Source organism: Sporomusaceae bacterium (genome assembly GCA_031460455.1).
Lineage (GTDB): Bacteria > Bacillota > Negativicutes > Sporomusales > UBA7701 > Anaeroselena.
Genome location: JAVKTQ010000024.1, coordinates 1 through 25,731, shown reverse-complemented (window position 1 = coordinate 25,731; position 25,731 = coordinate 1). Strand labels below are relative to the sequence as shown.

The following is a 25,731-nucleotide window of genomic DNA, read 5'->3' as shown; positions in this document are numbered from 1 at the left end:
ATGGATAAGACTTTTGTCGTCAAGGGGAACAATCTGCGGGCGGCGGCCAACGCGTGCGCGAGCCGCAGCCGCCACGGGCTGGTGGCGATGTTTGCCTGCGACGAGCGGGCCATGTCGGGCTGCTACGCGGTGTACTGCCTGTTCGACGGCCGCCAGCCTGACGGGCTGGTGACGGTGAAGGGGCTGGTGCCGGCGGACGGGCCGCTGGAGTTTCCGTCGCTGACGCCGGTGCTTCCGGCGGCGGCCTGGTATGAGCGCGAGATTTACGATATGTTCGGCCTGAAGCCGGTCGGGCACCCGGAGCTTCGGCCGCTGGTGCTGCACGAGAACTGGCCGGCGGGGCTTTATCCGCTGCGCAAGGATTTCGACCCCGGTCAGGAGGTGCCTGACGCGGGCAAGCCGTTCCCGATGCTGCACGCCCACGGCGAGGGGGTTTTCGAGGTGCCGGTGGGCCCCATCCACGCGGGCATCATCGAGCCGGGCCATTTCCGCTTCAGCCAGGCGGGGGAGAATATCATCCGCCTGGACGCGAAGCTGTTTTTCACCCACCGCGGCATCGAGAAGGCGGTGGAGGGGCTGACGCCGGATGCGGCTTTCCCGATGGTGGAGAGGATCTGCGGGGTGTGCGGCGTGTCGCACGCGCTGTCGTTTTCGCAGGCGCTGGAGGGACTGACGGGGACGGTAATCCCGCCGCGGGCCAGGTGGATAAGGGTGCTGACGGCTGAGCTGGAGCGCCTTTACAATCATGTGGGCGATATCGGCAATCTGAGCGCGGGCATGGGCTTCCAGGTGGCGGTGAGCAACGGCTCCCGCCTGAAGGAGAGCCTGCTGCGCCTGAACGAGGCTGTGACCGGCAACCGCTACCTGCGGGGCATGGTGGCGCCGGGCGGGGTGGCGATGGATGTGACGGCGGAGCTGCGGGACGAGATAGCGGCTGCGTTGGAGCGGTTCGAGCCCGATTTCGCCTCGCTGGTCGGCCTGATGAAGGAGAACGATGCCTTCCTCGACCGTGTCGATACTACGGGGATAGTGCCGTTCGCCGCGGCCCGCGATCTGGGCGTGGTAGGGGTGGCGGCCCGGGCGTCGGGGGTGGACTGGGATATGCGCCGCGATAAGCCGTACGGCGGCTACGACGAGCTGGATTTCGCCGTGCCGGTCCACCGCAGCGGCGATGTGGCTGCCCGCCTGTGGGTGCGGGTGGATGAGGTGCCGCAGACGGTGCGGCTCATCCGCCAGGCGCTGGAGAGGATCGCGGCGGCCGGCCCCGAGCTGGCGGCGGCGGTACCGCCGGCGCCGGCGTGGAGCACGGGCGCGGGCTGGAGCGAATCGGCCCGCGGCGCGAACCTGCACTGGCTGATGATGGGCGAGGATAATACGATCTGGCGCTATTTCGCCCGGTCGGCGTCTTATCCGAACTGGCCGGCGCTTACGGTGGCGGCTCCGGGTAACATTATCCCCGATTTCCCGCTGGTCAACAAGAGCTTCGAGCTCTGCTACGCCTGCCTGGACCGTTAGGGGGACGACGATATGCTGAAGATATTGCAGAAGATAATGGCTGTGGGCACGGTGACGGAGGCGTGGGACGCCGGACCGACGCCGGAGCGCTTCCGCGGCCGGGTTGAGCCGGCGGGCGGGTCGTGCGCGTCCTGCGGGGCGTGCCTGGCTGCCTGCCCGGTCGGGGCGATCGAAAAAGACGGGGACAGTATAACGGTGAATCAGCGGGCGTGCATTTTCTGCGGCCGCTGTGTGGAGCGGTGCGAGCGCGGGCTGCTGACCCAGACGGGCGATTATAAGTTGGCCGAACTGGGCGGACAGTTGCTGGGCGAGGCGGTGCGGGCGGGGATTACCCGGACGCTCGGCCGGTCGCTGCATGTGCGCCACCTGGATGTGGGGTCTTGTAACGCGTGCGATTTCGAGCTGAATCAACTGCTGGGGCCGGTGTACGATTTGCAGCAGTACGGCGTCGATTTCGTGGCGTCGCCGCGCCACGCCGATCTGCTGATGGTGACGGGGGTGGTGACGCGCAACCTGACCCAGGCGCTGCTGATGACGTATGAGGCGACACCCGCGCCGCGGCTGGTGATGGCGGTGGGGGCGTGCGCGGCCGCGGGCCGGACATTCGGCGCGAAGAATTACGCGGTGCGCGGCGGCGCGGACGCGCTGGTGCCGGTGGATATTTACGTGCCCGGCTGCCCGCCCAGGCCGCAGGCGCTGTTGTACGGGATTCTTTTAGCCCTGGGAAGAATCGAAAAGGCATAGTGAAAGCCTCCGGGATATCCCGGAGGCTTTTGTGTTTGTATTGACTGGGTTAGCCGGCGGCCGTTAACGGTATGTAATACGGTATATAGCTCCCGCTCGATCATCTGATACGAGCATCGCGCCGTCCTCCATGACCAGCAGGTCGACGGGGCGGCCCCAGGCTTCGACGCCTTGCAGCCAGCCGTGGGCGAAGACTTCGTAGGATGCGGGGCGGCCGTCTTGGAGGCGGACGAGGGTGATGCGGTAGCCGGCGGGGGCGGAACGGTTCCAGGAGCCGTGTTCGGCGATGAATATCTGGCCGCGGTATTCGGCCGGGAAGAGGGACCCGGTGTAGAAGCGCATGCCGAGGGCGGCGACGTGGGCGCCGAGCTGCTGGGCGGGCGGGGTCATGCCGGCGGGGTCGGGGTGGGTTTTGAATTCGGGGTCGGGCCGATTATCGGCGTAGTAGTGGGGGTAGCCGAAGTGCATCCCCGGCCGCGGGGCGTGGTTGAGTTCGTCGGGGGGCTGGTCGTCGCCCAGCCAGTCCCGACCGTTGTCGGTGAACCACAGTTCGCGGGTGGCGGGGTCCCAGTCGAAGCCGACGGTGTTGCGGACGCCGTGGGCGAAGATTTCGAGGCCGGAGCCGTCGGGATTGAGGCGGAGGATGGATGCGAAGCGGGGGTCGGCGCTTTCGCAGATGTTGCAGGGGGCGCCGACGGGTACGTAGAGCTTGCCGCCGGGGCCGAAGGCGATGAATTTCCAGCCGTGGTGGCGCTCGCTGGGGAAGGTGTCGTTGACGACGACGGGGGCGGGCGGGGTGCGGAGGTTGGCGAGGATGTCGTCGTAGCGGAGGATGCGGCTGTTTTCGGCGACATAGAGGGCGCCGTCCCTGAAGGCGACGCCGTTAGGGGCGTCGAGGCCGGCGGCGATTGTGAGGGTGGTTTCGGCGACGCCGTCGCGGTTTTCGTCGACGAGGGCCCAGACGGCGCCGGTGCCGCGGGAGCCGACGAAGACGACGCCGCCAGGGGCGAGGGCGAGAGACCGGGCGCCTTCGAGGCCGCCGGCGTACAGGCTGATGGCGAAACCGGGGGGAAGCTGGATCTGGTCGAGGCGGGATTGGGCGCGGCCGCAGCCGGCGAGGAGGGCGACAAGGGCAAGGGCGGTCAGGACGGTGACGATCGTCTTGCGGATAAACATGGTTCACCCCCGAGAAGGTAGTTATTAAAGACCTTCGCGGGGGCGAGGGAAGATTCCTCTCGACAGTCTTGCGGATGCCGCGGATGGGGGTCGGGCCGACGGCCGCTTTTAAGGGCGCAGGACGACTTTGACGGCGGCGTCGTCTTTGTCGACGAATTGGAACGCCTTATCGATGTCGTTGAGGGGAAATTCGTGGGTTATGAGGGATTTGATGTCGATCAGTCCCCGGACGACCGGCCTGAGGGCCTGCGGGGTCCACACCTGGCGTTCCTGGGGGGTGTGATGGACGAGGCAGGTATTCCTGAATTCGATGCCGTCGTCGTGCCAGCGGCTGATGTCGAGCCGGACGGGGCGCGTTATCCAGCTGTACCACACGAAGATGCCGTTGTGTTTGAGGAGGGCGGTGGCCGCGTTGATCGACTGCTCGCTGCCGGCGGCTTCGACGACGACGTCGGCCCCGATGCCGCCGGTGATGTCGAGGACGGCCTGGACGGGATCGTCGGCGTTGGCGTTGATGACGATGTCGGCGCCGAGTTTTTGGGCGAGCTGGAGCTTGCCGTCGAGGACGTCGATGACGATGACTTTGGCGGCGCCTTTCTTTTTGGCGCATTGGGCGATGATCTGCCCGGCGAAGCCGCCGCCCATGACGGCGACTGTGTCGCCAAGCTGGACGCCGGCGTGGAGCCCGGAAAACATGGCGCAGGCGACAGGCTCGCCCAGGGAGGCGATGTCCAGGTCAAGCCCCGCGGGGACAGGTTCGAGTTCAAATACTTTTGCTTTGAAGTATGTGGCGAAGTTGTTGTTCCAGCCGAAGGCCATGACTTTGTCGCCAGGTTTGAATTCTCTTACTTTACGGCCTACTTCGACAACTTCGCCGCCGCTTTCGTGGCCCAGGTAGAAAGGGAATTTCGGTTCCTGCCGGAACTCCGCCGTCTTGGGCGGCAGCTGGCCGCGATAGAAGGATTTGTCCGAGCCGCAGATACCCATGAGGTGGTTTTTGACGATGACTTCGTCGTCGCCGCAGTCGAGCTGCCTGTCGACGAGGCCGATGGCGTATTCCTTGGCCAGCAGGGCAGCTTTGGTGGTTTGCATGGTTTCCTCCTGCCGCTATGCGCCGGGGGACGCAGCGTTCGCTTTCCACTTTTTGTAGAAGTTTATCGCAATCGGGGCGATGAAGGACAGGAACGATACGCCGAGCAGCACGGCGGCAATCGGGCTGGCGAAGAATATGCCGTAGTCGCCCTGCGACATGATGAGCGAGCGTCGGAATTCCTGCTCGGCGAGCCCGCCGAGGACGATCCCCAGGATGATGGGGGAGAGGGGGAAACAGTATTTTTCAAGCAGATAGCCGAGTACGCCGAAGCCGAGCGTCAGCCAGACGTCCATCATATTGTTGCGGATGGCGTACGAGCCGACGATGCAGAGGACTAGGATGACAGGCCCCAGTACGGGGTAGGGGATGCGGATAATGTTGGCAAAGCCTCTGATGAAGAAGGGGGCTACGAGAAGGATGAGCGCGTTGGCGATCATCGTGCCGAGGAAGATGGTGTTGATGAATTCGGCCTGTTCGCTGAACAGCAGCGGCCCTGGCTTGAGGCCGTGGAGGACGAAGGCCCCCAACATTACGGCCGTGGTCGCGCTGCCCGGTATGCCCAGCGCGAGCAGGGGGACCATGGCGCCGTTGGCGGCGGCGTTGTTGGAGGATTCGGGCGCCGCGATGCCTTCCGGGTGCCCGGTGCCGAATTTTTCGGGCGTTTTGGACCAGCGGACGGCTTCGCTGTAGCTGACCATGGCCGCGGTGGTAGCGCCGATGCCCGGCAGGATGCCGATGATCGTCCCGAGGGCCGAGCCGCCGAATATTGTCGGCATAAGCCGTTTTTGCATGGCGAAGCTGGGCAGCGAGGTTCTGATTTTTCCCAGCTTGACTTTGATGGTGGTATCTTCCATGACCTGGCGGAGCATTTCTGAGATGGCGAACAGGCCGATGAGCACGGGGATGAAGTCGATGCCGCTCATCAGACTGGGCAGCCCGAAGGTGAAGCGGGGGATGCCCGCCATGGGGTCGATGCCGACGGTCGCCAGAAATAGGCCTAGCAGCGCGGCAAGGAGCGCTTTCACCATATTCTTCGCTCCGAGGGTTGTCACTACGCTGAGGCCCATGACGGCCATGCCGAAGTATTCCGGCGGGCCGAAGGCCAGAGCGAGCTTAGCGAGCTGGGGAGCGACGAGGATGAGGGCCGCGCCGCCAAGCAGTCCCCCCACCGCGGAAGAGTATACCGATATCCCCAGGGCCTCATGGGGTTTGCCCTGTTTTGTCATTTCGTAGCCGTCGAGGGTGGTGGCCACCGCTTCGGGGGCGCCGGGGGTGCGGAAGAGGATGGCGCTGATGGAACCGGAAAATACGGCCGAACAGTAGACGGAGATAAGGAGCAGGAAAGCGGTGTCGGGCTCGAGGGTGTAGGTGAGCGGGATGAGGAGCACGACCATCATCGTGCCGCTCACCCCGGGCGTGGCGCCGCTGAGCATGCCAAGCAGGGCGCCGCCGATTACGGCGATGAGGTTCGAGGGTTGTATGATGTGGAGCAGGGCTGTCAGAAAGCTGTCCATTCCCCATGCCTCCTAATAGAAAAATAGGCTGATCATCCTGAAGACGCCGATGCCCCTAGGCATGGGAACAGCCATGATTTTGGGGAAAAGCACGACGAAGAGGATTGTCGCCCCGGTTGCTGTCAGCAACAGGTTTTTCGCCGTCCTGACGCCCAGGACGAACATGATGGCCATACAAAACAGCAGGGTGCCGACCGCAAAGCCGAGAAAGGGCATGATAACGGTGTAGACGACGGCAAGTGCGAGCGTATACCAGAACCGAAGCGGGTAGGGCTTTTTTTCTTCCACCGCGGCGGCCAGGGCCTTGCGGCGCAGGTAGATGTCGACGAGCAGCGCTGCGGACAGGATGACCATGCCGGCAAGCAGCAGCTGCGGCCAGTATTCGGGGCCGATATCGCTTATCCGCGTTTTGGGGAACAGGAGAGTTTGGTAATAGAAGATACAGGAGGAGATGAGGAAAACTACGGCGATTAAAGACTCTGTGAGCAACACCGACATTTTGTGGCCTCCTTTTCGGGAAACTAGGGAAGAGCTGGGGGGGAGGGGAGGGGTGCCCCCAGCTCTTCGGAGATTGTTGGTTATTTGATGTAGCCGAGTTTGGTGAGGGCTTTTTTGTAGACGTCGATGTCCTTCTGGATGGCGGCGCCGTAGTCTTTGCCGCTCAGGTAACCGGGCCTAAGATCCAGGAAGGTGTCTTTTTCCACTTTTTTGTAAGAGGGCGTGTCTTTGGCTTTGGTGAAGGTTTCTTCGAGTTTTTTTACGATGGCCGGGTCGGTGCCTTTATTGACCATTACGCCGCGCCAGTTGCCGAGGGTGATGTTCCAGCCCTTGTCGGGCGCTACCGGGAGGTTGGGGAATTTCTCCAGTTTTTTCTCGCTGAAGGCCAGTACGGGAACGAGGCTGCCGTCGGCTACACGTCCGGCGACCGGGCCGAGCTCTTCGAACATGATATCGAGATGTCCGCCGAGCAGGGCGGCCTGCATTTGTCCGCCGTTTTCATAGGGCACGTAGTTGACTTTGATGCCGGCGGCGTCTTCCCAGAGGGCGATTACGACTTCGTCGAAGCTGGCGGCGCCGGTGCCGCCGACTTTGAGTTTGCCGGGGTTGGCTTTGGCGTAGGCGACGATGTCGTCGACGGTCTTGAATTTGCTGGTTTTGGTGACCTGGAGCATGGCGGTGTCATGCTGGATACGGGCTACGGGGATATAGTCGCTGAGCGGGTGGGGGGTGCGTCCCAGGGCGACGTTGACGGCGTAGTTGGAGCCCATGAACCACAGGGTGTAGCCGTCGGCCGGCTGCTGGGTGACATAGTCGCCGGCGATGGCCCCGGACGAGCCCGGCATGTTTTTGACGGCGATCGTCTGGCCGAGTATTTCGCCGGCCGGTTTTGCAATGGCCCGGGCGAATACGTCGGTGCCGCCGCCCGCACCCCAGCCGACGATGCCTTCGACCGGCCGTTCGGGATATTTGGCTTTTCCGTCGGTCGCCGAGCTGCCGCCGCAGCCGCCGAGCGCGAGGGCGGCAACAAGGAGCAGGACGCAGATCAGGCTTGCTCTCGTTTTGGTTGTCATCATTATCCCTCCAGTCTTTTTGCCTGTCATTGAGCCATCAGTTTCAGCAGCGCGGCCGCTCTGACGGGATTGACTATGCCGCAGTGGCACTGGGCGGCCAGTTCGTCGGCCGCCTGACCGGGGGTTTTCCTGCCGGCCTTGATTTCATCGGCCATGTGATTGATGAGGTTGAAGGCAACCATGCCGTGGCCGCACATGGTGCTTATCTCGAGCACTTGGTCTTTCGGCAAGCGTTTGGTGTTGCCGTGGATGCCGAGCGAGTGCTCGATGGTATGCCGCTGGATGCCGGCTTTGTTGCAACAGGTGTCTACATGGTCAAGGAGGCCGGAGACGACGATGGACAGGCCCAGGTCGGCTTCCCTCAGTTCGTTGAGTACTTGGGCGACAACATTTTTATCGGTGTAGACGGCGTGAACGATGGAGTTGTCCTGATGGCCGGCGGCAATGGCCTCTAGGCCCACGGCCAGGCTGTTGCCGGTTTTCATGTCGCCGCTTAATACCGGGCTATATTTGTTGACTATTTTGTAGAACTCGCCGAAGACGGGCGCCTTGCCTTTGGCGTTCACGGTCTGGGCGGCGATCGCGAATACGACGTAATCTTCCTGCAGATTGTCTAATGTGCCATGACGGTGCAGTGAATGCGTCATTGCTTTAAACCCCCTTAGCCAGCGGTCTGCCGAGACCGACATTTGTTTTTCCGTTGTACGACGGTACAAAGCCCACTTTACGGGCGATGTCCGCGGTGGGAACGGTGTTGTCTGCCGACATGCGGCTGGCAAGATCGAGGCTGAATACTGTATCGAGCTGGGGGGCGACGTTTTTGATGGCGGTGAGGGCAGCCTCCAGTTTCTCGATGACGACGTCGAATTCGACGATGGCGGACAGCACTTTTTCGTCGCGTATCCCGTCCTGCATTTTGCCGGTGGCGGTGTCGACCATCAGCGCGGTGACGGGGTTTTGCGGCTCAAAGACTACGCCGATGGGGGCAACGGCCATGGCGACTTTTTCGACGTCGCAGAATCTGGTGCCGGTACCAGGCCTGCCGAGTTCGACGGCGACTCCGGCGTGCCCACGCTTGAAACGGCCGGTGACGTCGTTTGTTTTCATTTCTTCGGTGCCGCGTCCCGGGACGGAGGTCGTCTTGTGGGGAACGAGCGGGTTGGAGAAGGTCCGGCGGAGGTTGCGCATTTCGTCGAGTTCCTGTTGCTGGAGGGCGCCGGTCGGGCATACTTTCGGCCTTTGGCAAATACCGCATTCGACGCATTCATCGAGATCGATGGCGCATTTTTCTTCGCTTTCCCGGTAAGAGATGCACCCCATCGGACAGTAGGGCTGGCACAGCTGACAACCGATACAGGTTTCCTTGTCAATGATCATAGGCTGTTCTCCTTTCGTTTTTGGGCGTGGCTCTGGATTCCGTTTCTCCGCCTGTGATTTCGCCGGGCGTTAAGGAGAGGCCTATTTTATTGCTTAAATGGCACTGATAATTGTCTTAATTGCTTTTATTTTTTGTTTATTTCATTTATTTAACGACTGTTTAGTGTTTTTATTTCGCTGCATCCATGTTAAAATTTTGGATGACGAAGAAAGCCCGTCTAAGGGGGGCGCTATTATAAATTTCTCCGAATCTTCCCTGCAGAAAAAGGTTTTTTTACTTAATGTGCTCAGCGGCATGATAGTGTTGATAATCATTATTTCGCTGTTTTATCTGTCGCTTGTCGATAATACCGAGAAGCAAATTGCCATCCAGGCGCGGAGCGTCGCAAACCTGGCCGCGGCGCGGGTGGATGTCGTCCAGTCGTATCTGACCGCCGACCCGCCGAAGAATCTGGGGGGAATAGCGGATGAGGTCGAAAGAAAAACGAACGCCGCCTTTGTCGTGTTTCTTGACAAAGACGGCATCCGCTATACTCATCCGAATCCCGAACTGATCGGCAAGCCTTTTACCGGCAACGACGAGCTGCCGGCGCTGCGCGAGGGCCGGTCGTATATTTCGAAGGCGATCGGCATTTCCGGTCCGTCGATCCGCGCTTTCGCCCCGGTGTTCGATTATACCGGCAATCAACTGGGCGCGGTGGCGGTCGGCTTCTGGGAGCCCGATATCGCCAATATTATCTGGGGCGTTTTCCGTATTCTGTATATCATCATCCCGGTCAGTCTCGTTTCGGTCGCGCTGTTTTCTTTTCTGCTGGCAGGCAATATCAAGAAGACGCTGTTCGGTATGGAGCCGGCGGAAATCGCTACACAGCTCAAGGAACGGGAGACGATGCTGGAGTCCGTACGGGAGGGCATCATCGCAATCGACGCCGACTGCAAGGTAACGGTGGCCAACAGCGCCGCCCGCAGAATACTGGCGCCGGAGGAGAATATCCTCGGCAACGATGTGGAAAAGGTGATCCCCAATACCAGGCTGCCGATCGTGATGGCGAATAAGACGGCCGAGCTGGATGAGCCGATGCTCCTCAACGGCCACGTGGTGCTTGTGAACCGTATCCCGCTCATGGTCGGCAACAGTCCGGTGGGCGCGATTTCGACTTTTCGCGATATGACCGAGATCAATAAACTGGCCGAGGAGCTGACGGGAACGAGGCAGCTTGTCGATTCGCTGCGGGCGCGAAGCCACGAGTTCATGAACAAGCTGCAGGCGGTTTCGGGCCTTATCCAGCTCGGTTCTTACACGGAGGCCCGCAAGTATATCACCGGGCTGACGGCAAAGGAGCAATCGTTTATCGAGTTTTTGCTGAAGAATATCGCCAATCCGGCGGCCGCAGGGCTGCTGGAGGGCAAGTCGGCCGAAGCGCAGGAGCGAGGGATTGCGTTGTCGATCGACCCGAACAGCAGGCTTTCCGTCCTGCCGCCTTATTTCGACGAGAACGCGCTGATTATCGTGCTGGGCAACCTGATCGAGAACGCGATGGACGCCGTGCAGGATCTTCCTCCGGGGAGAAGGAGGGTGGGCGTACTGATAGCGCAGGACGGCGACGGGATTTTTATCAGGGTTTTCGATAACGGCCGCGGGATTCCGGGTCATTTGCTCACCCAGATTTTCGAGAAAGGTTTTTCGACCAAGGAGCTGGGGCGCGGGTACGGGTTGGCGAATGTCAAGGCCAGGGTGGAGCTTGCGTCCGGTTCGATCGATGTGAAAAGCGATGGCTCGGGAACGGCGGTATCGGTCAGGATACCGCTCGGGTCGGCCGATGCGCAGGAATAGATGTTGATGCTACGTTGATGCTATTGCGGGGTGACAAGATGCCTTTTTCGGTGCTGATTGTGGAAGACGACCCGATGGTATCGGATATCCTTCGGCGGGTTATCGAGCGGATGAGCGGGTTTAAGGTGGCGGGAATAAGCGCTTCGGAGGGTGATGCGCTCAATAGCATCGCCAGGTTGTCGCCCGATCTGATTCTTCTGGATATTTATCTGCCGGCCGGCAATGGACTGAATATTCTCAAGCATGTCCGCCGCCGGGAGCTGGCGACCGATGTCATCCTTGTCACCGCCGCAAAGGATGTGCAGACGATTTCCGCTACACTGCGATTCGGGGCAATAGATTATATAATTAAGCCTTTCGATCTTGACCGTCTTAAGGCCGCTCTGAAGAATTACGCCAGGATGCGCAAGGTGTTCCATAAGAAAGAGGAGATCCGCCAGGACGATCTCGACAGGATCGCCTCGAGGACCGCCCCGCCGGGCACCGAAGAAGAGAAGGAGCCGCTCCCGGAGGATTTGCCCAAGGGAGTGCACCAGCTGACTTTGGAGCAGTTGCTGACGATTCTCCTGCGGGAGAAGAAGCCGATGACTTGCCAGGAGATTGCAATGGTGATGGCAATGTCGAAGATTACCGTTTGGCGCTATCTGGAGTATCTCGTGGAGACGAAAAAGATCAAGTATTCGCTGTTGTACGGCGGTACCGGCCGCCCTTCGAAGCTGTATTTTATCGAGGGCTGAGCCACAGGAGCGGGCAACGGGCATATATAAAGGCCTCCGGGATGATGATCCCGGAGGCCTTTCGTGTCTAGGTCTTGATGGAGTTTGTCGGCGGCCGTTCAGAGGCCCCAGATGCAAGGCGCACCGGAAAAGCGCGGCACCGTTTCCTCTGCGACCAAGTTTGTCAGATTGGTTTGTACTGGCACGTTTAGCAGCATCGTAAGCGTACTTCGAGACGTACGCAAGCAAGCGCTTTGAGGAGCAACGCCGCAGATGGGGTCTATTAACGGCCGCTTTCTTATTCGCGCTCAAGCAGTTTGGGGACGCGCGGCGCGCGGAGCTGGGAGGGCGAGGGCAGGCCGGAGCCCATGAGGGGCCGGACGTAGAATTTGAAGGCGTCGGTGATGTGGTTGCCGTCGGCGTTGATGAATTCGTCGGGCATGACGCGGGTTTTGCCGGCGACGTCGGCGAGGGGCTGGAGACGGTAGTCGACCGAGTAGTAGCCGGTCCGGACGATGGCGATGGAGCCGTCGACGTTGTTCCAGACGGCCATCTGGACCGCGCGTTCGCCGGCCTCGCGGGCTTCGTGCTGGTCGACGTCGGAGACGCAGCCGAGGAAGGAGCGCTGGAGGTAGCCGAAGGTGTCGCTGCGGACGCGGGAAATGCCGAGTTTCTCTTTGATCAGCGAGCTGAGGAGGTCGCCGATGACCCAGCTGCCGGAAAGGGAGACGTTGCCGTGGGCGTCGACTTCGGTGTCTTTGCGCAGCGAGACGACGATGGGGTCGCCGGAGCGGTCGCAGATGCCTTCGGAGAGGGCGACGACGCACTTGCGGTGCTGGTCGTAGGTTTTCTTGACGGAGGCGAGGAATTCGTCGACGTCGAAGGTGCGCTCAGGCAGGTAGATGAGGTGGGGGCCGTCTTCGGGGTATTTCTGGGCGATGGCGGAGGAGGCAGCGAGGAAGCCGGCGTGCCGGCCCATGACGATGCCGAGGTAGACGCCCGGCAGGGCGCGGACGTCGAGGTTGATGCCCATGAAGGCCTGGGCGATGAAGCGCGCCGCCGAGCCGAAGCCGGGGGTGTGGTCGTTGCCCATGAGGTCGTTGTCGATGGTTTTGGGGACGTGGATGGCCCGCATTTCGTAGCCGGAGGCTTCGGCTTCGTCGTTGACGATGCGGACGGTGTCGGCGGAGTCGTTGCCGCCGATGTAGAAGAAGTAGCGGATGTCGTGGGCTTTGAGGACTTTGAAGATATCGTGGCAGTATTTGCTGTCAGGCTTGTCGCGGGTGGAGAGGAGGGCGGAGGAGGGGGTGAGGGCGACCTGTTCGAGGTTGTGGGTGGTTTCCTGGGTGAGGTCGAGGAAGTCTTCGCGGACTATGCCGGCGACGCCGTTGACCGCGCCGTATATTTTGGTGATCTGGGAGAATTTGCGGGCTTCGAGGACGATGCCGGCCAGGGTCTGGTTGATGACGGCGGTGGGGCCGCCTCCCTGGGCGACGAGGGCTTTGCCGATGAGAGCCATTATTTTATACCTCCTGCTCGTTATGTTGTTTTCTATGCGGGGCGGCAGCGATTTATGCCCCGGCGGGAATAGTGTGGCTTTTTGGCGGCGACCGTATCCTGCGCGCCCCGGCGGGCGACGCCGGGATGCGGACTGTCCCCGGCCTGTGCCGGATTATGGAACCGCTTTGTTTATTTTCGCCGCAGTTTGATGCCTTCCTGCTAGGAAAAGGAGGTTTGTCCTGATATTGGCTGCGCCGGATGATGAAAGCCCTCCGGCGGGGACGCCGGAGGGCTTGGGGCGGTTTGGGGGCGGGCCTGGGGAATGTGGTCAGCCGTGGAGGCAGTATTGGCCGCTGATGCGCAGCACGGCGCCGCCGCCGAAGAGGATGCGGCGGTCGTGGCCGTCGCCAGCGCTGCGGAGCTTGACGATGTTGGGGTTGTCGCGGGATGGGCCTTGCTCGATGGTGACGCCGTCCGGCCGCCACAGCTCCCGGTCGTGGAGGTAGTGGCCGAAAGCGGCGTTGCCCGAGCCGGTGGCCGGGTCTTCGAGGTAGCCGTATTTGGGGGCGAAGACGCGGGTGCGGAAGTGGGCTGCGGGCAGGGCTGTCTCGCGGGCGAAGGCGAGGATGATGTCGATGCCGTTTTGTTCGCAGAAAAGGCGGAGCTCTTCCTGCGGGGGCCTGAGGGCGAGGCAGGCGTCCAGGGAGGCGAGCGGCAGGATGAGGGTGCGGAGGCCGGCATTGATGAGCCGCACCGGCAAGGCGGTGTCGACGGCGGCGGCAGCCGCCGCCAGGGCGTGGGCTATGGTCTCGGCCGCAAGCGCGCAGGGAAGGGGACGGGGCGGCGGGGCGGTGATGTAGACGGCGTTTTCCTCGGGAATGCGGTTGAGGACGGCCAGCCGGTCGTCGCCAACGCGGAGATATAGTTCCTTTTGGCGGCGGAGCGCTTCGCTGCCGCTGATGAGGTCGTACATGACGGCGATGGTGGCGTGGCCGCAGAATTCGACCGCGCATTCGGAGGAGTAGAATTGCAGGGCGAAACCGCCTTCGACGGGGCGAAGGTAGCCGACTTCGTTGACGAAGCCTTTGAGTTCGCGGGCGATCTGCTGCATTTCGCCGGCAGTGATGACGGTGTCGGCGCCGAGGTAGATGCAGCCGGCGGGGTTGCCTGTGGCGCGGCCGTCGGTGAAGGCGTCGATTTTTTTGAAGGGGAAGGTTTTCATGCTGACACTTCCTTTCGATGGCCGGTATTATCCGCCGGCGGCGGGGACGAGGGGCTGGTTGCCCTGGGCATCAAGGCAATTCATGATTTCCATGGCTTATTCCTCCTCTATGGCTGCCGGGCAAAAAACATGCTATAATAAACGTAAATTCCAATATATTGGTCGGCAGGTCGTGTTTAGTATATATTATATTGGAAATATAGTCAATATACCGGAGGACTTTATGGAGGAAATCGGCAAGAATGTCGCGGCGAATCTGAAGGAGCTGCGGAAGCGCCGCCAACTGACGCTGGAGGAGCTGGCGGAGAGGTCGGCGGTGAGCAGGAGCATGCTGGGGGAGATCGAGCGCGGCCGGGCGACGCCGACGATCACGGTGCTGTGGAAGATCGCCCAGGCGCTCAAGACGCCGCTGACGACGCTGATCGGCAGCCGGGAGGACAGTTTCACGGTGGTGCGCAAGGCGGACCGGGTACCATTTAACGAGGAGGCGGGCCATGCCATCGCGAGCATTTTCCCGTATTATGCGCCCCACCGCCTGGAGGTGCTGGCGATCGACCTGGCGCCGGGGGCGGCGCTGGACAACGCCGGCCATATGAAGGGGGTGGAGGAGTATCTGTTTGTGCTGGAGGGCGCGGTCGAGGTGTCTGTGCAGCGGGAGAAGATAAGCTTGTGCGCCGGTGATTCGATCAGGTTCGCGGCCGATACGGCCCACCGGAGCGAAAACGCCGGCGATGACGCAGCGCGGCTGCTGAATATCATTTACTACGGCTAGAACGGCTTGTTGACGAAGAAAAGGCTCCGGATTGTCCGGAGCCTCTTTCAGCGGCGATTTCTTTGCGGTTAGGGTTTGACGGTCGCTTTGTAGACCTGTTTGCCGTCTTTCATTTCGATGATGACTGCGCTTTTGACGGCGTCGTGGGTGGCGTTGAGGGTGGTGGCCCCGGTGATGGCCGGGAAGTCTTTGGTGGCGGCGAGGGCCTCGCGGATTTTGGCCGGCTCGGTGCTGCCCGCGCGCTTGATGGCGTCGATGAGGACGTTGGCGGCGTCGTAGCCGAGGACGGCCATGGCGTCGGGGGCTTGCCCGTACTCTTTTTTGTAGGCGTCGACGAAGGCCTTGGAGGCGGCGCTGGTGTCGTCGACGGAGTAGTGGTTGGTGAAGTAGGTGTTGTTAAGGGCGGCAGCGGTGCCTACTTCGACGAGCTTGGGAGAATCCCAGCCGTCGCCGCCGACGATCGGGGCGGCGATGCCGAGTTCGCGGGCCTGTTTGACGATTTTGCCGACTTCTTCGTAATAGCCGGGGACGTAGATCAATTCGGGGTTGAGAGCTTTAGCTTTTGTGAGGATGGCTTTGAAGTCCTGGTCTTTCTGCAGATAGGCTTCTTCGCCGAGTACGGCGCCGCCGCCTTTGGCGAAGGCGGCTTTGAAGAAGGACGCCAGGCCTTTGCTGTAGTCGCTGCTGTTGTCGACGAGGATGACGGCTTTTTTGAGTTTAAGGGTATTGAGGGCGAAGTTGGCGCCTACCGTTCCCTGGAAGGGGTCGATGAAGCATACCCGGAAGGTGTAGTCTTTAACTTTGCCGCTTTTTTCGTCCACGGTCACCTTGGGGTTGGTGGCGCCGACGGCGAGGAAGGGCACCTTGACCGATTCGACGACGTTGGAGGCGGCGATGGCGTTGGAGCTGGCGAAGACGCCGGTGACGGCGACGACTTTATCCTGGGTGAGGAGCTTGGTCATGCCGTTGGCCGACTCGGAAGGCTCGCTTTTGTTGTCGGCGACGATGGCTTTGATCTGTTTGCCGAGGACGCCGCCCTTGGCGTTGGCTTCTTTTATAGCCATTTTGGCGCCGTTGGTGGTGGAGGCGCCGAAGGTGGCGTTGCCGCCGGTCAGTTCGTTGAGCAGGCCGATTTTTATTTCGGCGGAAGAGGAATTGCTTCCGCAACCGGACAGAAGACCTGCCAGCAGGATTACGACCAGTGATAATACCGTGATTTTTAATACTGTTTTACGCATCATTTTCAATCTCTCCCTTTTGGTTTTGTTTCGCCGCCATCTAGCTTCCGCTATCTGCCCGGCGCGGCATCGCCCGCGACGCCGCCTTCCCGACCGCTTCCATCCCCCCAACCGGTATGATTGGGCCTACGCTCCCCGTTGGTCTCCCATGGCTGCGGCCAAAAAGCAAAACAAAAAAGTCAAATCATACGATTTGACTCCGAAGAATGGACATTTGAGTTTTCCGCCACGCAAAAATACGCGACCGGATCAATCAACTGCTCTGTCCTTTTGCCTGAGAGATTCATCGGCTGCGCGTATGCCGACTTGCACCTTCGGCGCCCTTATTCAGGGGCTCTCCAGAGTTCCATCCGGCCACGGTTCCGCAGGCTTGGGGACTTCCCCGGCCCGGCTGTTCCGTAGCTTTCATATGGACACAAGTATTAATTTTTCAGAACACTTTTAAAGTATACTCCCGTCGCCAGGGGTTGTCAAGGAAAAACCCGGCTTGCCAGGCAGAAGGAAAAAGCCTTCCGGCGGTTTGCCGGAAGGCTTTTTTGGAGCGGGCAACGAGATTCGAACTCGCGACCCACGGCTTGGGAATTCGTCGAAACGAGTCTTAATACGTCTACGTGATTTCAATGAGTGCCAGTATATCAAGGATTTGCGGGCTTGGCAAATATTAAACGATCTAAAGAATCTAAGCCAAATTGTTACGACATATAAGGTTTTTGGTCCGCAGATTGGTCCCAAAATTCTTCAACAGACGAGATCAATTTTTTTACATAATGCTACCCATGAGATTATAAACTGTAAAATCGTAATCAATGTGTGACAAGCTAGCGGAAATACTGACTTTCAGGCGGACTGACTCTGTAACATCATTAACGATAATAGTCATATTTTCCTTAATGGCGTGGGCAAAATGTGGGGTTTGTACGCGATACAACCACATTCGCGACTGCCTTAGGCAGCTGGCCAAAAATGCCACTCAAGCCCCGCACTAAAAACCCATTTAGTAATAACAAGTTGTATGTAGTGATATTTTACATTGAGCATCGCTTTTGAATCAAGCCTTTATCCTACTAATTTTTATGCGGAAAATGTATTCATATTACAAAAATCCCCCTAATAAAATACGAGTTGTTAGTTGAGCAAGCATTCCACTTATGTTAGACTGAAAATGATCTCCCAGCAAATATCACTAGATCGAGGCTTACAATGGAAGTTATACAAGTTAATCGTAGAAAAAATCGTGTCCGCAGGCTGCATGCTCTCAGGGTTGGGGGCTCGTCCTTCGGATGTCTCGCGGGAATTGGGTTAATTGCTTTATTGTCGGCTTTGTCAGGATTAACTTTTCTGATTCCTTCATTTGGCGCCAGCAGTGTGATCCTCTTTGCCATTCCGGCCAGCGCGTACGCCCAACCGCGAAGCCTGATCGGCGGACATCTCATATCAAGCATGATCGGCCTAATATGTTACAGCTCCCTGGGAATAGAATGGTGGTCGTTGTCCCTTGCCGTCGGTGTCGCTGTTGCGGCAATGCAGCTATCAAGAACGCTCCACCCCCCAGCTGCCGCCGATCCTCTTTTTTTCATGATGCAAAACGCCGCCTTGTCGTGGCAAGCGGTTTTGGTGCCGGTCATAGCAGGCAGCCTGATCTTGGTCTCATTTGCCTTTATATATAACAACTGGATAGCAAAGAGGCCCTATCCCCAATACTGGATATAATACTTTCATGAAGGAGCATCCCGGTCGGATGCCTCCTCATATCAGGGCAAAAAAGAAGCCGTATTCGATAAGTCGATACGGCCCAACAGAGTATGTGCAATGGTTTGCCAGCGGTTGAAGATGCTGCCGAAGACCTGCAGCAAGCGAGAACTATCAATGCTTGCCATCCATGATTTTGGCGGGCAGCAATTTCGTTATCCAGGGAAAGAGGAAACCCAGGTAAAATCCGGCTACACTAAATAAAATCGCCGCGAATACCTTCCTCGCCCCCTTTTCCTAGATTAGCCCCGTTATCAGTATATTAGCCACAGCAACTAAAAATCCTTTATGTATTTGGGGTTGTTAGTATAAATTTTGTGACAAAAACTGACACATCTGCTTAAAAAGCTAAGCCGGTGGATTATCCACCGGCACTCTTTTCTCTATATCGGTCTTTGGAGATAGGCTGTGGTATACCGTAAAGATTCAGGGCTACCGACAACAACAATCCGGTCCAGAGGCTCTATCTTCGCGCTGGGTCCGGGTGAGACCGTTAATTCCGTTCCGCGCCTGATTGCTACAATCGTCGCCCCAGTGTGTTCCCATAATTTAATCTGACCTATAGATTTCCCTATGACGTGACTCTCGGACTGCACTTCGACTTCAACAGGGTTAAAGGGCGTAAGGTTACGCAGGCGGTCCGAATACGTGATGATATCTTTAAGTATCCCTTCCAATCGTGCGTCCAGTTCCTGCTTTTGCTGCAGTATTATCTCAAGATCCTGGCGCAGCGAATAAACCGACTCGACGTTTTGATACCGCTCAATAAACTTGTAGGCGTTCTCCTTAGATATGACTAAGACCTCTCTCCCCTGCGATACGTCGACTACCCCTTCATCCTTGAGGAGCGCAATCCCTTTCCTTATCGTCTCAGGAGAAGTATTATATTGGCTCGCCAAGAGGGTTCGGCCGGATATCTTGGCACCTTCGGCAAAGTTATCGTTAATAATTCTGCGGGCAATATCGACTGCAATCGAACGATATATAGGCGTCTCCGACCTCATGTTGTTCCTCCGTTCGCAATGTCCATTTCTTTGCGTTAAGATATTCATTCATTGCAATGAAGATATATCCTGCTTTGGAATAATAAATTGCTCTATTCTAAAAAAGCAGGTGCTGCCACGCGCCAGTCTCAGTCGCAACCGACAGGTAAAACAACCCTGGTGAACGAATAACTATGTCAGACCATAAGGAGAATCAGATATAAAGGCAGGCGACGAAACATGATTCTCGGTATTAGTATGAGCGGCCGGCCAGACGGAATCACAAGCGAAGCTGTCAAGTCCCTGTTGAAAGCGACCGGAATTGACTATGATTACGTGTCTCTTGCCGGCAAGCGTATTAACGGTTGCATCGGCTGCACCTTGTGCGCGGCTGATAACAGGTGTGTGATAGAAGATGATTGGAGCGCCATCGGGGAAAAGATGCTGATGGCTGACGCCATCGTCTTTGGTGCTCCGAACTACTTCGGGACCATCAATGCTTTAGGGCATGCCTGCCTTGAGCGCATGTTCTGCTTCCGTCATCGCGACGCTTTTCGCATGGCAGGAAAACTTGGTGTGATCATCAGCGTCGATTACAAAGGCACCGACGAGGTTCTTTCGTTCATGAGAAATATCATAACGAGGCAAAAGATGGTCGTAGTGGACGAGGTTAAAGTGCGGGGATATTCACAGTGCTATACCTGCGGATTTGGGCACGACTGCGCATCCGGCAATGTAGTCAAGGACCATGGTTTCTTGGACGCCATTCTCCCTGAACATTTACCAAAAAGACTCACTGGGCAGCCGACTGCCGAGGCTGACCTTTACAAAATCGGCAAGATGCTTGGGGCTATTCTGAAGAGCCGACCGTCCATATTATTTTAGGATTTGTAATTCCTACTAAAAAGAGAGCATTTCAAATGCTCTCTTCTTTATCTGCTCAACTTTTTCAGCGACTGGAAGACACCAACACTAAGTTCTGTATCTTGTCGCGCCAAAGCCTATACCCTGTATTGCTGATGTGCAGGCCATCACTGGTGTATTCGGGCGGCAGCCGTCCATCAGATCCGGTAAAAGCGGTTGCTATATCCAGGTAGGTGTACCCAAACTCAGCGGACACTAGACGTATTTGCCCGTTAAGCTTCATTATTTCGTTATTGCTTCGCAAGCCTCTCGCCGGAATATCCTGTCGTTAAAAGGGAGGACACTTTGAACATACACCTTTGTATCGGGCAGTTCTTCACGAAACCGCCCGAGGATGCGCCGGTAGTTTGCAATTACCTCCGGTATCGGACGGTTATAGCACAGATCATTCATGCCAATCATGAGAAAAATTTGTGAGGGCTTAAGAGCGATAACTTGATCGAGACGATTCAAAAGACCTAAAGTAGTGTCACCGCCAATTCCCCTGTTTTCTACCAGTGTAGCAGGAAAAAGATCTTCCCAGTCGCCGCCGTAGGTAATACTGTCTCCTAAGAAAACCACGGGACGGGCTGGAGAAGGGTCAATGGCGAAGAATAGTGTACGGATACGGTAGTGGAGGGTCAGGTAAGGCGAGTCTTCCGGCCGTCGAACCAAGTTATTGGCCCATGCATTTATTTTTTTCCTCGTTAGCTTTGAAAGCCACTCGTCCCGGATCCGATGCAATAGCAAGCAATATTAATGCACAAAGTAGGATGATGGGGGCTGCAACTCTTTTTACAATCAGTAGTGCTCCCTTTCCAGTCCACTTTATTTCGCCAGTTCATTCTATGATTGCTCCCTGAACAGCGTTACAGAAAACGACAATATATTTGACGTCGCAAGTAACAATTCTTTTAATCTTTACAGATTTTTTGATGCACTCTACTACATCTTGTCTTTTCTTCTACAAACGACTACGAGACACGACCTTTGTGCCCCGTTGCCATAACTACTATTGATTTTACTGGACAGGATGACAACTACGTGATTGTTAGTAATGAAGGGGTTTTCCCATTGCTAGCGAAACCTTTGTTATCCATTCTTGACGACACCAGATAGTTGGAGGTATCACCAGTGTTAACAGTTTTGGAATTAATCGGTTGGATGATGGAAATCGGAGCAATTTTGATGCTCATCTGGCTGGCCATAACGCTGTTTATTGAGCGGGAAATGAAGCGACTTCCGAGGGCGCTTATTCCCGGAATCTTATTAATCGCCAGTTTCGCCGCAGTTCTGGCCGGCGATTTTCCTCATAGGACAGTTATGCTTTCCATTAGCGAGTTGCTGGTTCTGGGAATTGGCCTCCTGTTTTTTCTACCTATCGGCAAACTCGAAAAAATGGTGATTCCACTGGAAATACCAAGATTTGATGAGCGGGATATCATGTTTGCCCGCGCCGGGTACAGAGAAGGCAAGGCCAACTACCGGGACTACTATGACCGTCATCCCGAAAAACGGAAACCGGATGACCACATCCGCACATTGCCTGGGCTCTGCAGTCCGGGAGCTTCAACCTACGAACCCATAAGCGCCCGGATTGCCCGTTCAGGTTTTCAGTTTCTTGAACATATACGACCGCTGGCCGAGGGCGCTTTCGCCCCCGAGAAGCAGGCAACCTCGCCGGGACAGATCACAACAACCCTAAAGGGGCTGGCAAAGTATCACGGGGCGAAAATAGTTGGCGTTACCGAGACAAGACCCTACCACTACTATTCCTACCGGGGCCGTAGCCCTGACAACTATGGGGACGAGATTATCCATACTCATAAATTCGCGATCGTCTTCGCCGTCGAAATGGACTACTGGATGGTTAAAACCGCCCCCCTAGCTCCCGTTGTAATTGAATCGTGCAAAGAATACATTGAAGCAGCCAAAATCGGCATGGTGCTCGCTTATTTTATCCGTCAATTAGGCTTTGACGCACGCAATCACATGGATGGCAACTATCTCGTCTGCGCCCCTCTAGTTGCGCATGACGCAGGGATTGGCGAGCTCAGCAGAATGGGCACCATTATAACCCAGGACTACGGCCCGCGGGTAAGGCTTGGTGTTGTTACCACAGACCTGCCTTTGGTTGCCGACGAACCGATAGTCTTCGGAGTACAGGACTCCTGCCAGGCGTGTAAGAAATGTGCTCAAACTTGCCCCTCCCAAGCCATACCCCACGGTGACAAATCATTACACGACGGTGTACTCAAATGGAAAATCAGTCAGGAGAAGTGCTATGAGTTCTGGTGTAAGGTCGGAACCGACTGTGCAATCTGCATGAATACCTGCCCCTATAGTAAACCGAATACTTTAATACACCGACTCTACAGGTTAAGCCTACAGCAGTCTTCATTGTCCCGACGGATTATGGTGCACTTTGATGATTACCTGTATGGCCGTAGACCATCGACCTCTCAAAAACCAGATTGGATGTAATTATGTGCTGAGCGCCGTCAAAATGCCGCTTTACGAAAAGGGGGCCTGATCGGCGTTGTCTGGGTCGATGCCACAATACTGACTCTACACGAAACCACGGAACGACAAAATGGCCAAGGCAGGTTGCTCCTTTCGGGTGGTCCGCCTTGGCCATTATTGTTTAGTAACGATATACTGCTGCTGATCTGGTTTTCCTCGTTGACAAGGTAAATCTTACCTCTAATCGAGGCCAGAGAGGGGAGCTCTGTGTCCACGCGTTCTGCCTGCTAAATGGTGAGAACCTTTTTTCCTGCCTTGAGCAGCTGAGTCAATGGTTGACCCATGCTTTTCACTTCGATACCAAGGCTTTCAAGCTTTTCGACCGCCCCGAACATCTTAGCACAGGCGACGCATGCTACGACATCGACACCGGCCTCAATCATCTGCCGTATCCGTTCCTGCAGTTCTTCGTCTTCCACCAGAAGCTTGGTGGAAGCACCCCATACTATTAAGGTGACGTCTTCCCACCAGCCCCGCAGCTTTGAGTTCAATGTGTACATAAACACCATACTCGATGCAACGTCGCGGTCCCCACTAGTCCATAGTACGAATAATTCCGATTCTTCCTGATTAATTTCTTGTAACATACTTTTTCCTCCTAGCCCTCTTTTTGGATTATTTCCAATGTTTCTAATCTAAATGAAAGAGACACGTAATATTCTCTCATATGTTTAATTATTGTTCGCCCCAGAATGTGAAACCACCTGTTTGGGAATAGGGAAAGCGATATCAGTCTCCTGAAAGCTTAACAATTTATACTAAATTGTTTAATGTAGCCGGCGATTATATCTTCTGGGTGGCCACATCTAGTGGATTTAGCCAGTTCTTCGCCCTCGACCCCGTTGAGTGCGGCATCGCTTCTTCCGGAGTTTCGTTCGATTGTTTGGCGTAACCGTTCCATCTCCAGCGGATCAAGTGCTGAATAGTCTAACTCCGTAAGCAACTGTTCCGTATAGTCTACTTGTCGCTGGGCGGACAGTATGCTTGCCACTTCATATGGGAATAAAGGGCGGTTTTCCGGTCCATGCAGACCCATATCACGTTTCAGCATCCTCGCAGCAGAAGTGCTATAACCCTTATAGTTAGGTGCTATCTCAAAGGCTTTGCAATATATCGCTTGAACCATCTCGTCAATTTTATCACGTTCTTCTTTAGGATCGGCATTGAGACTTGAGATTACCGCAATGACGAGTACCGAATTTCGATTTCAATGTGAATTTTCTGTATCCTTCAGTATATTCTTGCTATACCATCCATTCAATTCCAGTTACCTTGGACGGTTGATACTACAGGTATAATCATGTTTTGTATGGCATAAATACGTTAGCTTAACGATTATTCTATCTCAACCCAACCCGCTCAATAGGATAATATACCGTCTATTGGTCCGCAGATTGGTCCCTAAGCAAAAATCGTGGCCTCCAGGCAAATGCCTGGAGGCCACGATTTTTGCTTGGAGCGGGCAACGAGATTCGAACTCGCGACCCACGGCTTGGGAAGCCGGTACTCTACCACTGAGCTACGCCCGCATGTGTTGAATTTTATTGGGTTTTGGCGGTTTGGACAGCCATGTGGCAAGGCTGTCTTTGGCTGCTTTGCGTTGCTTGTGGCTTCAGATAAGCAACAAGGCAAGCAATAATACCAACCACCAAGCGTATATAAGGATAGCACATTCCAGGGCGATTTTCAAGTGGAGTGACTTGCCAGAAATCCGGTGTCATTGGCAGGATTTCTTATGCCTGGATCAGAGGCGTTCGCGATACTCTGCCAATTTTATTTGTTGTGCAGCAGGGTGAATTTCTCGTTGCTCAGAACAAAGGTAATTATGAAGCCGAGTAGCAGGAGCGCCGAAGCGGACGCGAAGGTGTACTGTGCGGCCTGTATGGCGAAATTGTCCTTCATATGGGCAACGATCTGCGGACCGATTATGCCTCCGCAGCCCCAGGCCGTGAGGATGGCGCCGTAGACAACCGGCATCATTTTCTGGCCAAAAACGTCGAGAACGAACGAGGGCATGGAACCAAAGCCGCCTCCGTAGCAGAAGAGGATGTAGCAAACAAGTATGCTAAAGACGAGGGGGCTTTCGACGAACATCAGGGCAATGAAAACGGCCAGTTGACTGCCGAGGATAAGGCGGAAAGTCTGAACACGGCCAATTTTGTCGGACAATCCGCCCCAGAAAAAACGGCCGAGGCCGTTAAAGATGGAACTTACGGCGATCAGGGTAGCGCCGGAGGCAGCTAAGCCGGCAATCACTTGGGGATTGGATAAGACAGCCGCGTCCATGGTCTGTTTCAGGAGGTCTTGCAGCAGCGGCGACTGGAAGCCGATGAACATGATGCCGGCGACGATGTTAAAGAAGAATACCAGCCACATCATCAGGAACCTACCGGAAAAAATGCATTGTCTGGCGGTTAAAGCATCATGGGAGTTACTTTGCGCGGCCGATGTTGGCGGAGGAGCAAAGCCTTTGGGCGTGAAACCCGCCGGTGGATTGACCAGGAAGTAGCCGGCCGTCAGGGTTGCGGCGAGCATGGCGACGCCGATACAGAAGAATATCCGGACAAGATTACCACCGGCGACAGACATGAGGATAGGGGCCACAACCTTGGCCATGACCAGCGCTCCGAACCCGAATCCCATCACCACCATGCCGGTAATCAAGCCCTTTTTGTCGGGGAACCATTTGGCGGCTGTCGCCACCGGCGTCACATAGCCGAGCCCCAGTCCGATCCCCCCGATCACGCCATAGCCGGCGTACAGCAGTGAGAGGCTTTTGATATGAAGGGCATAGGCGGCGATCAGGTAACCGAGGCCGAACAGTGCGCCGCCTGCCATGGCAAGCCTGCGCGGCCCGAATTTGGAAAGATTGACGCCCCCCCAGGCCGCCGCCAGGCCGAGGAAGAAAATAGCCAGGCTGAACGCCCAGGCCGCCTGGGTATTGGACCAGCCTCCGGCGGCCATGACCGGCTGCTGGAAGTAGCTCCAGGCGTAGACAGTGCCAAGCGCGAGTTGAAGCAGTGTCCCCATGACGGCTACCAGCCATCGGCTTGGTGTATTTTCCGGACCTGTTACCATTGTTTCTCCTTCTCCTAGTAAAGAGGGCCGATCGTCCGCCCTAGAACAGGCCTACTATCTTGCCGTTGTTGTCGATGTCCATCGCCTCGGCGGCCGGTTTTTTGGGCAGGCCGGGCATTGTCATTATTTCGCCGGTGATCGCCACCAGGAAGCCCGCCCCGGCCGCCACCCGCACCTCGCGCACCGTCACCGTGAACCCGGTGGGGCGGCCGAGCTTGGCGGC

General features: G+C 56.9%; 23 protein-coding genes, 1 tRNA gene and 1 riboswitch. Of the genes, 8 read left to right on the top strand and 16 right to left on the bottom strand.

Annotated elements, in window-relative coordinates:
- Together RIN56_19905 and nuoB are read left to right on the top strand one after the other, a co-directional pair.
- Positions 1 to 1,515 (top strand): NADH-quinone oxidoreductase subunit C, encoded by a 1,515-nt coding sequence (locus RIN56_19905; GenBank protein ID MDR7869061.1) that lies wholly within the window; start codon positions 1 to 3, stop codon positions 1,513 to 1,515.
- 12 nt (positions 1,516 to 1,527) lie between these two features.
- Complete coding sequence (gene nuoB, locus RIN56_19900) at positions 1,528 to 2,259, top strand: NADH-quinone oxidoreductase subunit NuoB (protein ID MDR7869060.1); 732 nt, start codon at positions 1,528 to 1,530, stop codon at positions 2,257 to 2,259.
- Between the two features lie 63 nt (positions 2,260 to 2,322).
- On the opposite strand, the gene RIN56_19895 is transcribed toward nuoB, so the two are convergent.
- From RIN56_19895 to RIN56_19865, 7 genes are all read right to left on the bottom strand, one after another.
- A complete protein-coding gene (locus RIN56_19895) occupies positions 2,323 to 3,435 on the bottom strand; it encodes a PQQ-dependent sugar dehydrogenase (protein ID MDR7869059.1) in 1,113 nt (370 codons plus the stop codon).
- A 108-nt stretch (positions 3,436 to 3,543) separates the two neighbouring features.
- Complete coding sequence (locus RIN56_19890) at positions 3,544 to 4,527, bottom strand: zinc-binding dehydrogenase (GenBank protein MDR7869058.1); 984 nt, start codon at positions 4,525 to 4,527, stop codon at positions 3,544 to 3,546.
- Positions 4,528 to 4,542: 15 nt separating this feature from the next.
- Positions 4,543 to 6,042: a tripartite tricarboxylate transporter permease gene (locus tag RIN56_19885; GenBank protein MDR7869057.1), complete on the bottom strand. Its 1,500-nt coding sequence runs from the start codon at positions 6,040 to 6,042 to the stop codon at positions 4,543 to 4,545.
- A 12-nt stretch (positions 6,043 to 6,054) separates the two neighbouring features.
- Complete coding sequence (locus RIN56_19880) at positions 6,055 to 6,540, bottom strand: tripartite tricarboxylate transporter TctB family protein (GenBank protein MDR7869056.1); 486 nt, start codon at positions 6,538 to 6,540, stop codon at positions 6,055 to 6,057.
- Between the two features lie 80 nt (positions 6,541 to 6,620).
- On the bottom strand, positions 6,621 to 7,613 hold the full coding sequence (locus RIN56_19875) for a tripartite tricarboxylate transporter substrate binding protein (protein ID MDR7869055.1): 993 nt from the start codon (positions 7,611 to 7,613) through the stop codon (positions 6,621 to 6,623).
- A 26-nt stretch (positions 7,614 to 7,639) separates the two neighbouring features.
- Positions 7,640 to 8,260 (bottom strand): hypothetical protein, encoded by a 621-nt coding sequence (locus tag RIN56_19870; protein ID MDR7869054.1) that lies wholly within the window; start codon positions 8,258 to 8,260, stop codon positions 7,640 to 7,642.
- Between the two features lie 4 nt (positions 8,261 to 8,264).
- A complete protein-coding gene (locus RIN56_19865; protein MDR7869053.1) occupies positions 8,265 to 8,990 on the bottom strand; it encodes a 4Fe-4S binding protein in 726 nt (241 codons plus the stop codon).
- Between the two features lie 295 nt (positions 8,991 to 9,285).
- Between RIN56_19865 and RIN56_19860 the strand changes: the two genes are divergently transcribed.
- A complete protein-coding gene (locus tag RIN56_19860) occupies positions 9,286 to 10,824 on the top strand; it encodes a sensor histidine kinase (GenBank protein MDR7869052.1) in 1,539 nt (512 codons plus the stop codon).
- Between the two features lie 17 nt (positions 10,825 to 10,841).
- Positions 10,842 to 11,561: a response regulator gene (locus RIN56_19855; protein ID MDR7869051.1), complete on the top strand. Its 720-nt coding sequence runs from the start codon at positions 10,842 to 10,844 to the stop codon at positions 11,559 to 11,561.
- Positions 11,562 to 11,838: 277 nt separating this feature from the next.
- On the opposite strand, the gene RIN56_19850 is transcribed toward RIN56_19855, so the two are convergent.
- Together RIN56_19850 and RIN56_19845 are read right to left on the bottom strand one after the other, a co-directional pair.
- Complete coding sequence (locus RIN56_19850; GenBank protein MDR7869050.1) at positions 11,839 to 13,059, bottom strand: 6-phosphofructokinase; 1,221 nt, start codon at positions 13,057 to 13,059, stop codon at positions 11,839 to 11,841.
- 309 nt (positions 13,060 to 13,368) lie between these two features.
- Complete coding sequence (locus RIN56_19845) at positions 13,369 to 14,262, bottom strand: PhzF family phenazine biosynthesis isomerase (protein MDR7869049.1); 894 nt, start codon at positions 14,260 to 14,262, stop codon at positions 13,369 to 13,371.
- Between the two features lie 223 nt (positions 14,263 to 14,485).
- Between RIN56_19845 and RIN56_19840 the strand changes: the two genes are divergently transcribed.
- Complete coding sequence (locus RIN56_19840; GenBank protein ID MDR7869048.1) at positions 14,486 to 15,034, top strand: XRE family transcriptional regulator; 549 nt, start codon at positions 14,486 to 14,488, stop codon at positions 15,032 to 15,034.
- A 68-nt stretch (positions 15,035 to 15,102) separates the two neighbouring features.
- Here the strand turns inward: RIN56_19840 and RIN56_19835 are convergent, their stop codons facing one another.
- Entirely contained in the window at positions 15,103 to 16,272 is a 1,170-nt protein-coding gene (locus RIN56_19835; protein MDR7869047.1) for an ABC transporter substrate-binding protein, read from the bottom strand.
- 252 nt (positions 16,273 to 16,524) lie between these two features.
- A riboswitch (glycine riboswitch) is annotated at positions 16,525 to 16,624 on the bottom strand.
- 848 nt (positions 16,625 to 17,472) lie between these two features.
- On the opposite strand from RIN56_19835, the gene RIN56_19830 reads away from it, so the two are divergent.
- A complete protein-coding gene (locus RIN56_19830) occupies positions 17,473 to 17,982 on the top strand; it encodes an HPP family protein (protein MDR7869046.1) in 510 nt (169 codons plus the stop codon).
- A 422-nt stretch (positions 17,983 to 18,404) separates the two neighbouring features.
- Here the strand turns inward: RIN56_19830 and RIN56_19825 are convergent, their stop codons facing one another.
- The gene (locus RIN56_19825) at positions 18,405 to 19,025 is read right to left on the bottom strand and encodes a TrkA C-terminal domain-containing protein (GenBank protein ID MDR7869045.1); all 621 of its coding nucleotides are present in this window, start codon (positions 19,023 to 19,025) and stop codon (positions 18,405 to 18,407) included.
- Positions 19,026 to 19,244: 219 nt separating this feature from the next.
- On the opposite strand from RIN56_19825, the gene RIN56_19820 reads away from it, so the two are divergent.
- Positions 19,245 to 19,889: a flavodoxin family protein gene (locus RIN56_19820; protein ID MDR7869044.1), complete on the top strand. Its 645-nt coding sequence runs from the start codon at positions 19,245 to 19,247 to the stop codon at positions 19,887 to 19,889.
- A gap of 261 nt (positions 19,890 to 20,150) precedes the next feature.
- On the opposite strand, the gene RIN56_19815 is transcribed toward RIN56_19820, so the two are convergent.
- Positions 20,151 to 20,582 carry a GDSL-type esterase/lipase family protein gene (locus RIN56_19815; GenBank protein ID MDR7869043.1) on the bottom strand — a complete coding sequence of 144 codons (432 nt, stop codon included), beginning with the start codon at positions 20,580 to 20,582 and terminating at the stop codon, positions 20,151 to 20,153.
- 459 nt (positions 20,583 to 21,041) lie between these two features.
- Between RIN56_19815 and RIN56_19810 the strand changes: the two genes are divergently transcribed.
- The gene (locus tag RIN56_19810; GenBank protein MDR7869042.1) at positions 21,042 to 22,391 is read left to right on the top strand and encodes a reductive dehalogenase; all 1,350 of its coding nucleotides are present in this window, start codon (positions 21,042 to 21,044) and stop codon (positions 22,389 to 22,391) included.
- Between the two features lie 266 nt (positions 22,392 to 22,657).
- Here the strand turns inward: RIN56_19810 and RIN56_19805 are convergent, their stop codons facing one another.
- From RIN56_19805 to RIN56_19790, 4 genes are all read right to left on the bottom strand, one after another.
- The gene (locus RIN56_19805; protein ID MDR7869041.1) at positions 22,658 to 22,930 is read right to left on the bottom strand and encodes a DsrE family protein; all 273 of its coding nucleotides are present in this window, start codon (positions 22,928 to 22,930) and stop codon (positions 22,658 to 22,660) included.
- Positions 22,931 to 23,884: 954 nt separating this feature from the next.
- Positions 23,885 to 23,959: transfer RNA gene (locus RIN56_19800), tRNA-Gly, on the bottom strand.
- Positions 23,960 to 24,203: 244 nt separating this feature from the next.
- The gene (locus RIN56_19795; GenBank protein ID MDR7869040.1) at positions 24,204 to 25,460 is read right to left on the bottom strand and encodes an OFA family MFS transporter; all 1,257 of its coding nucleotides are present in this window, start codon (positions 25,458 to 25,460) and stop codon (positions 24,204 to 24,206) included.
- A gap of 88 nt (positions 25,461 to 25,548) precedes the next feature.
- Positions 25,549 to 25,731, bottom strand: a 183-nt coding sequence (locus RIN56_19790) for a formate--tetrahydrofolate ligase (protein MDR7869039.1), incomplete at its 5' end; no start/stop codon positions are given.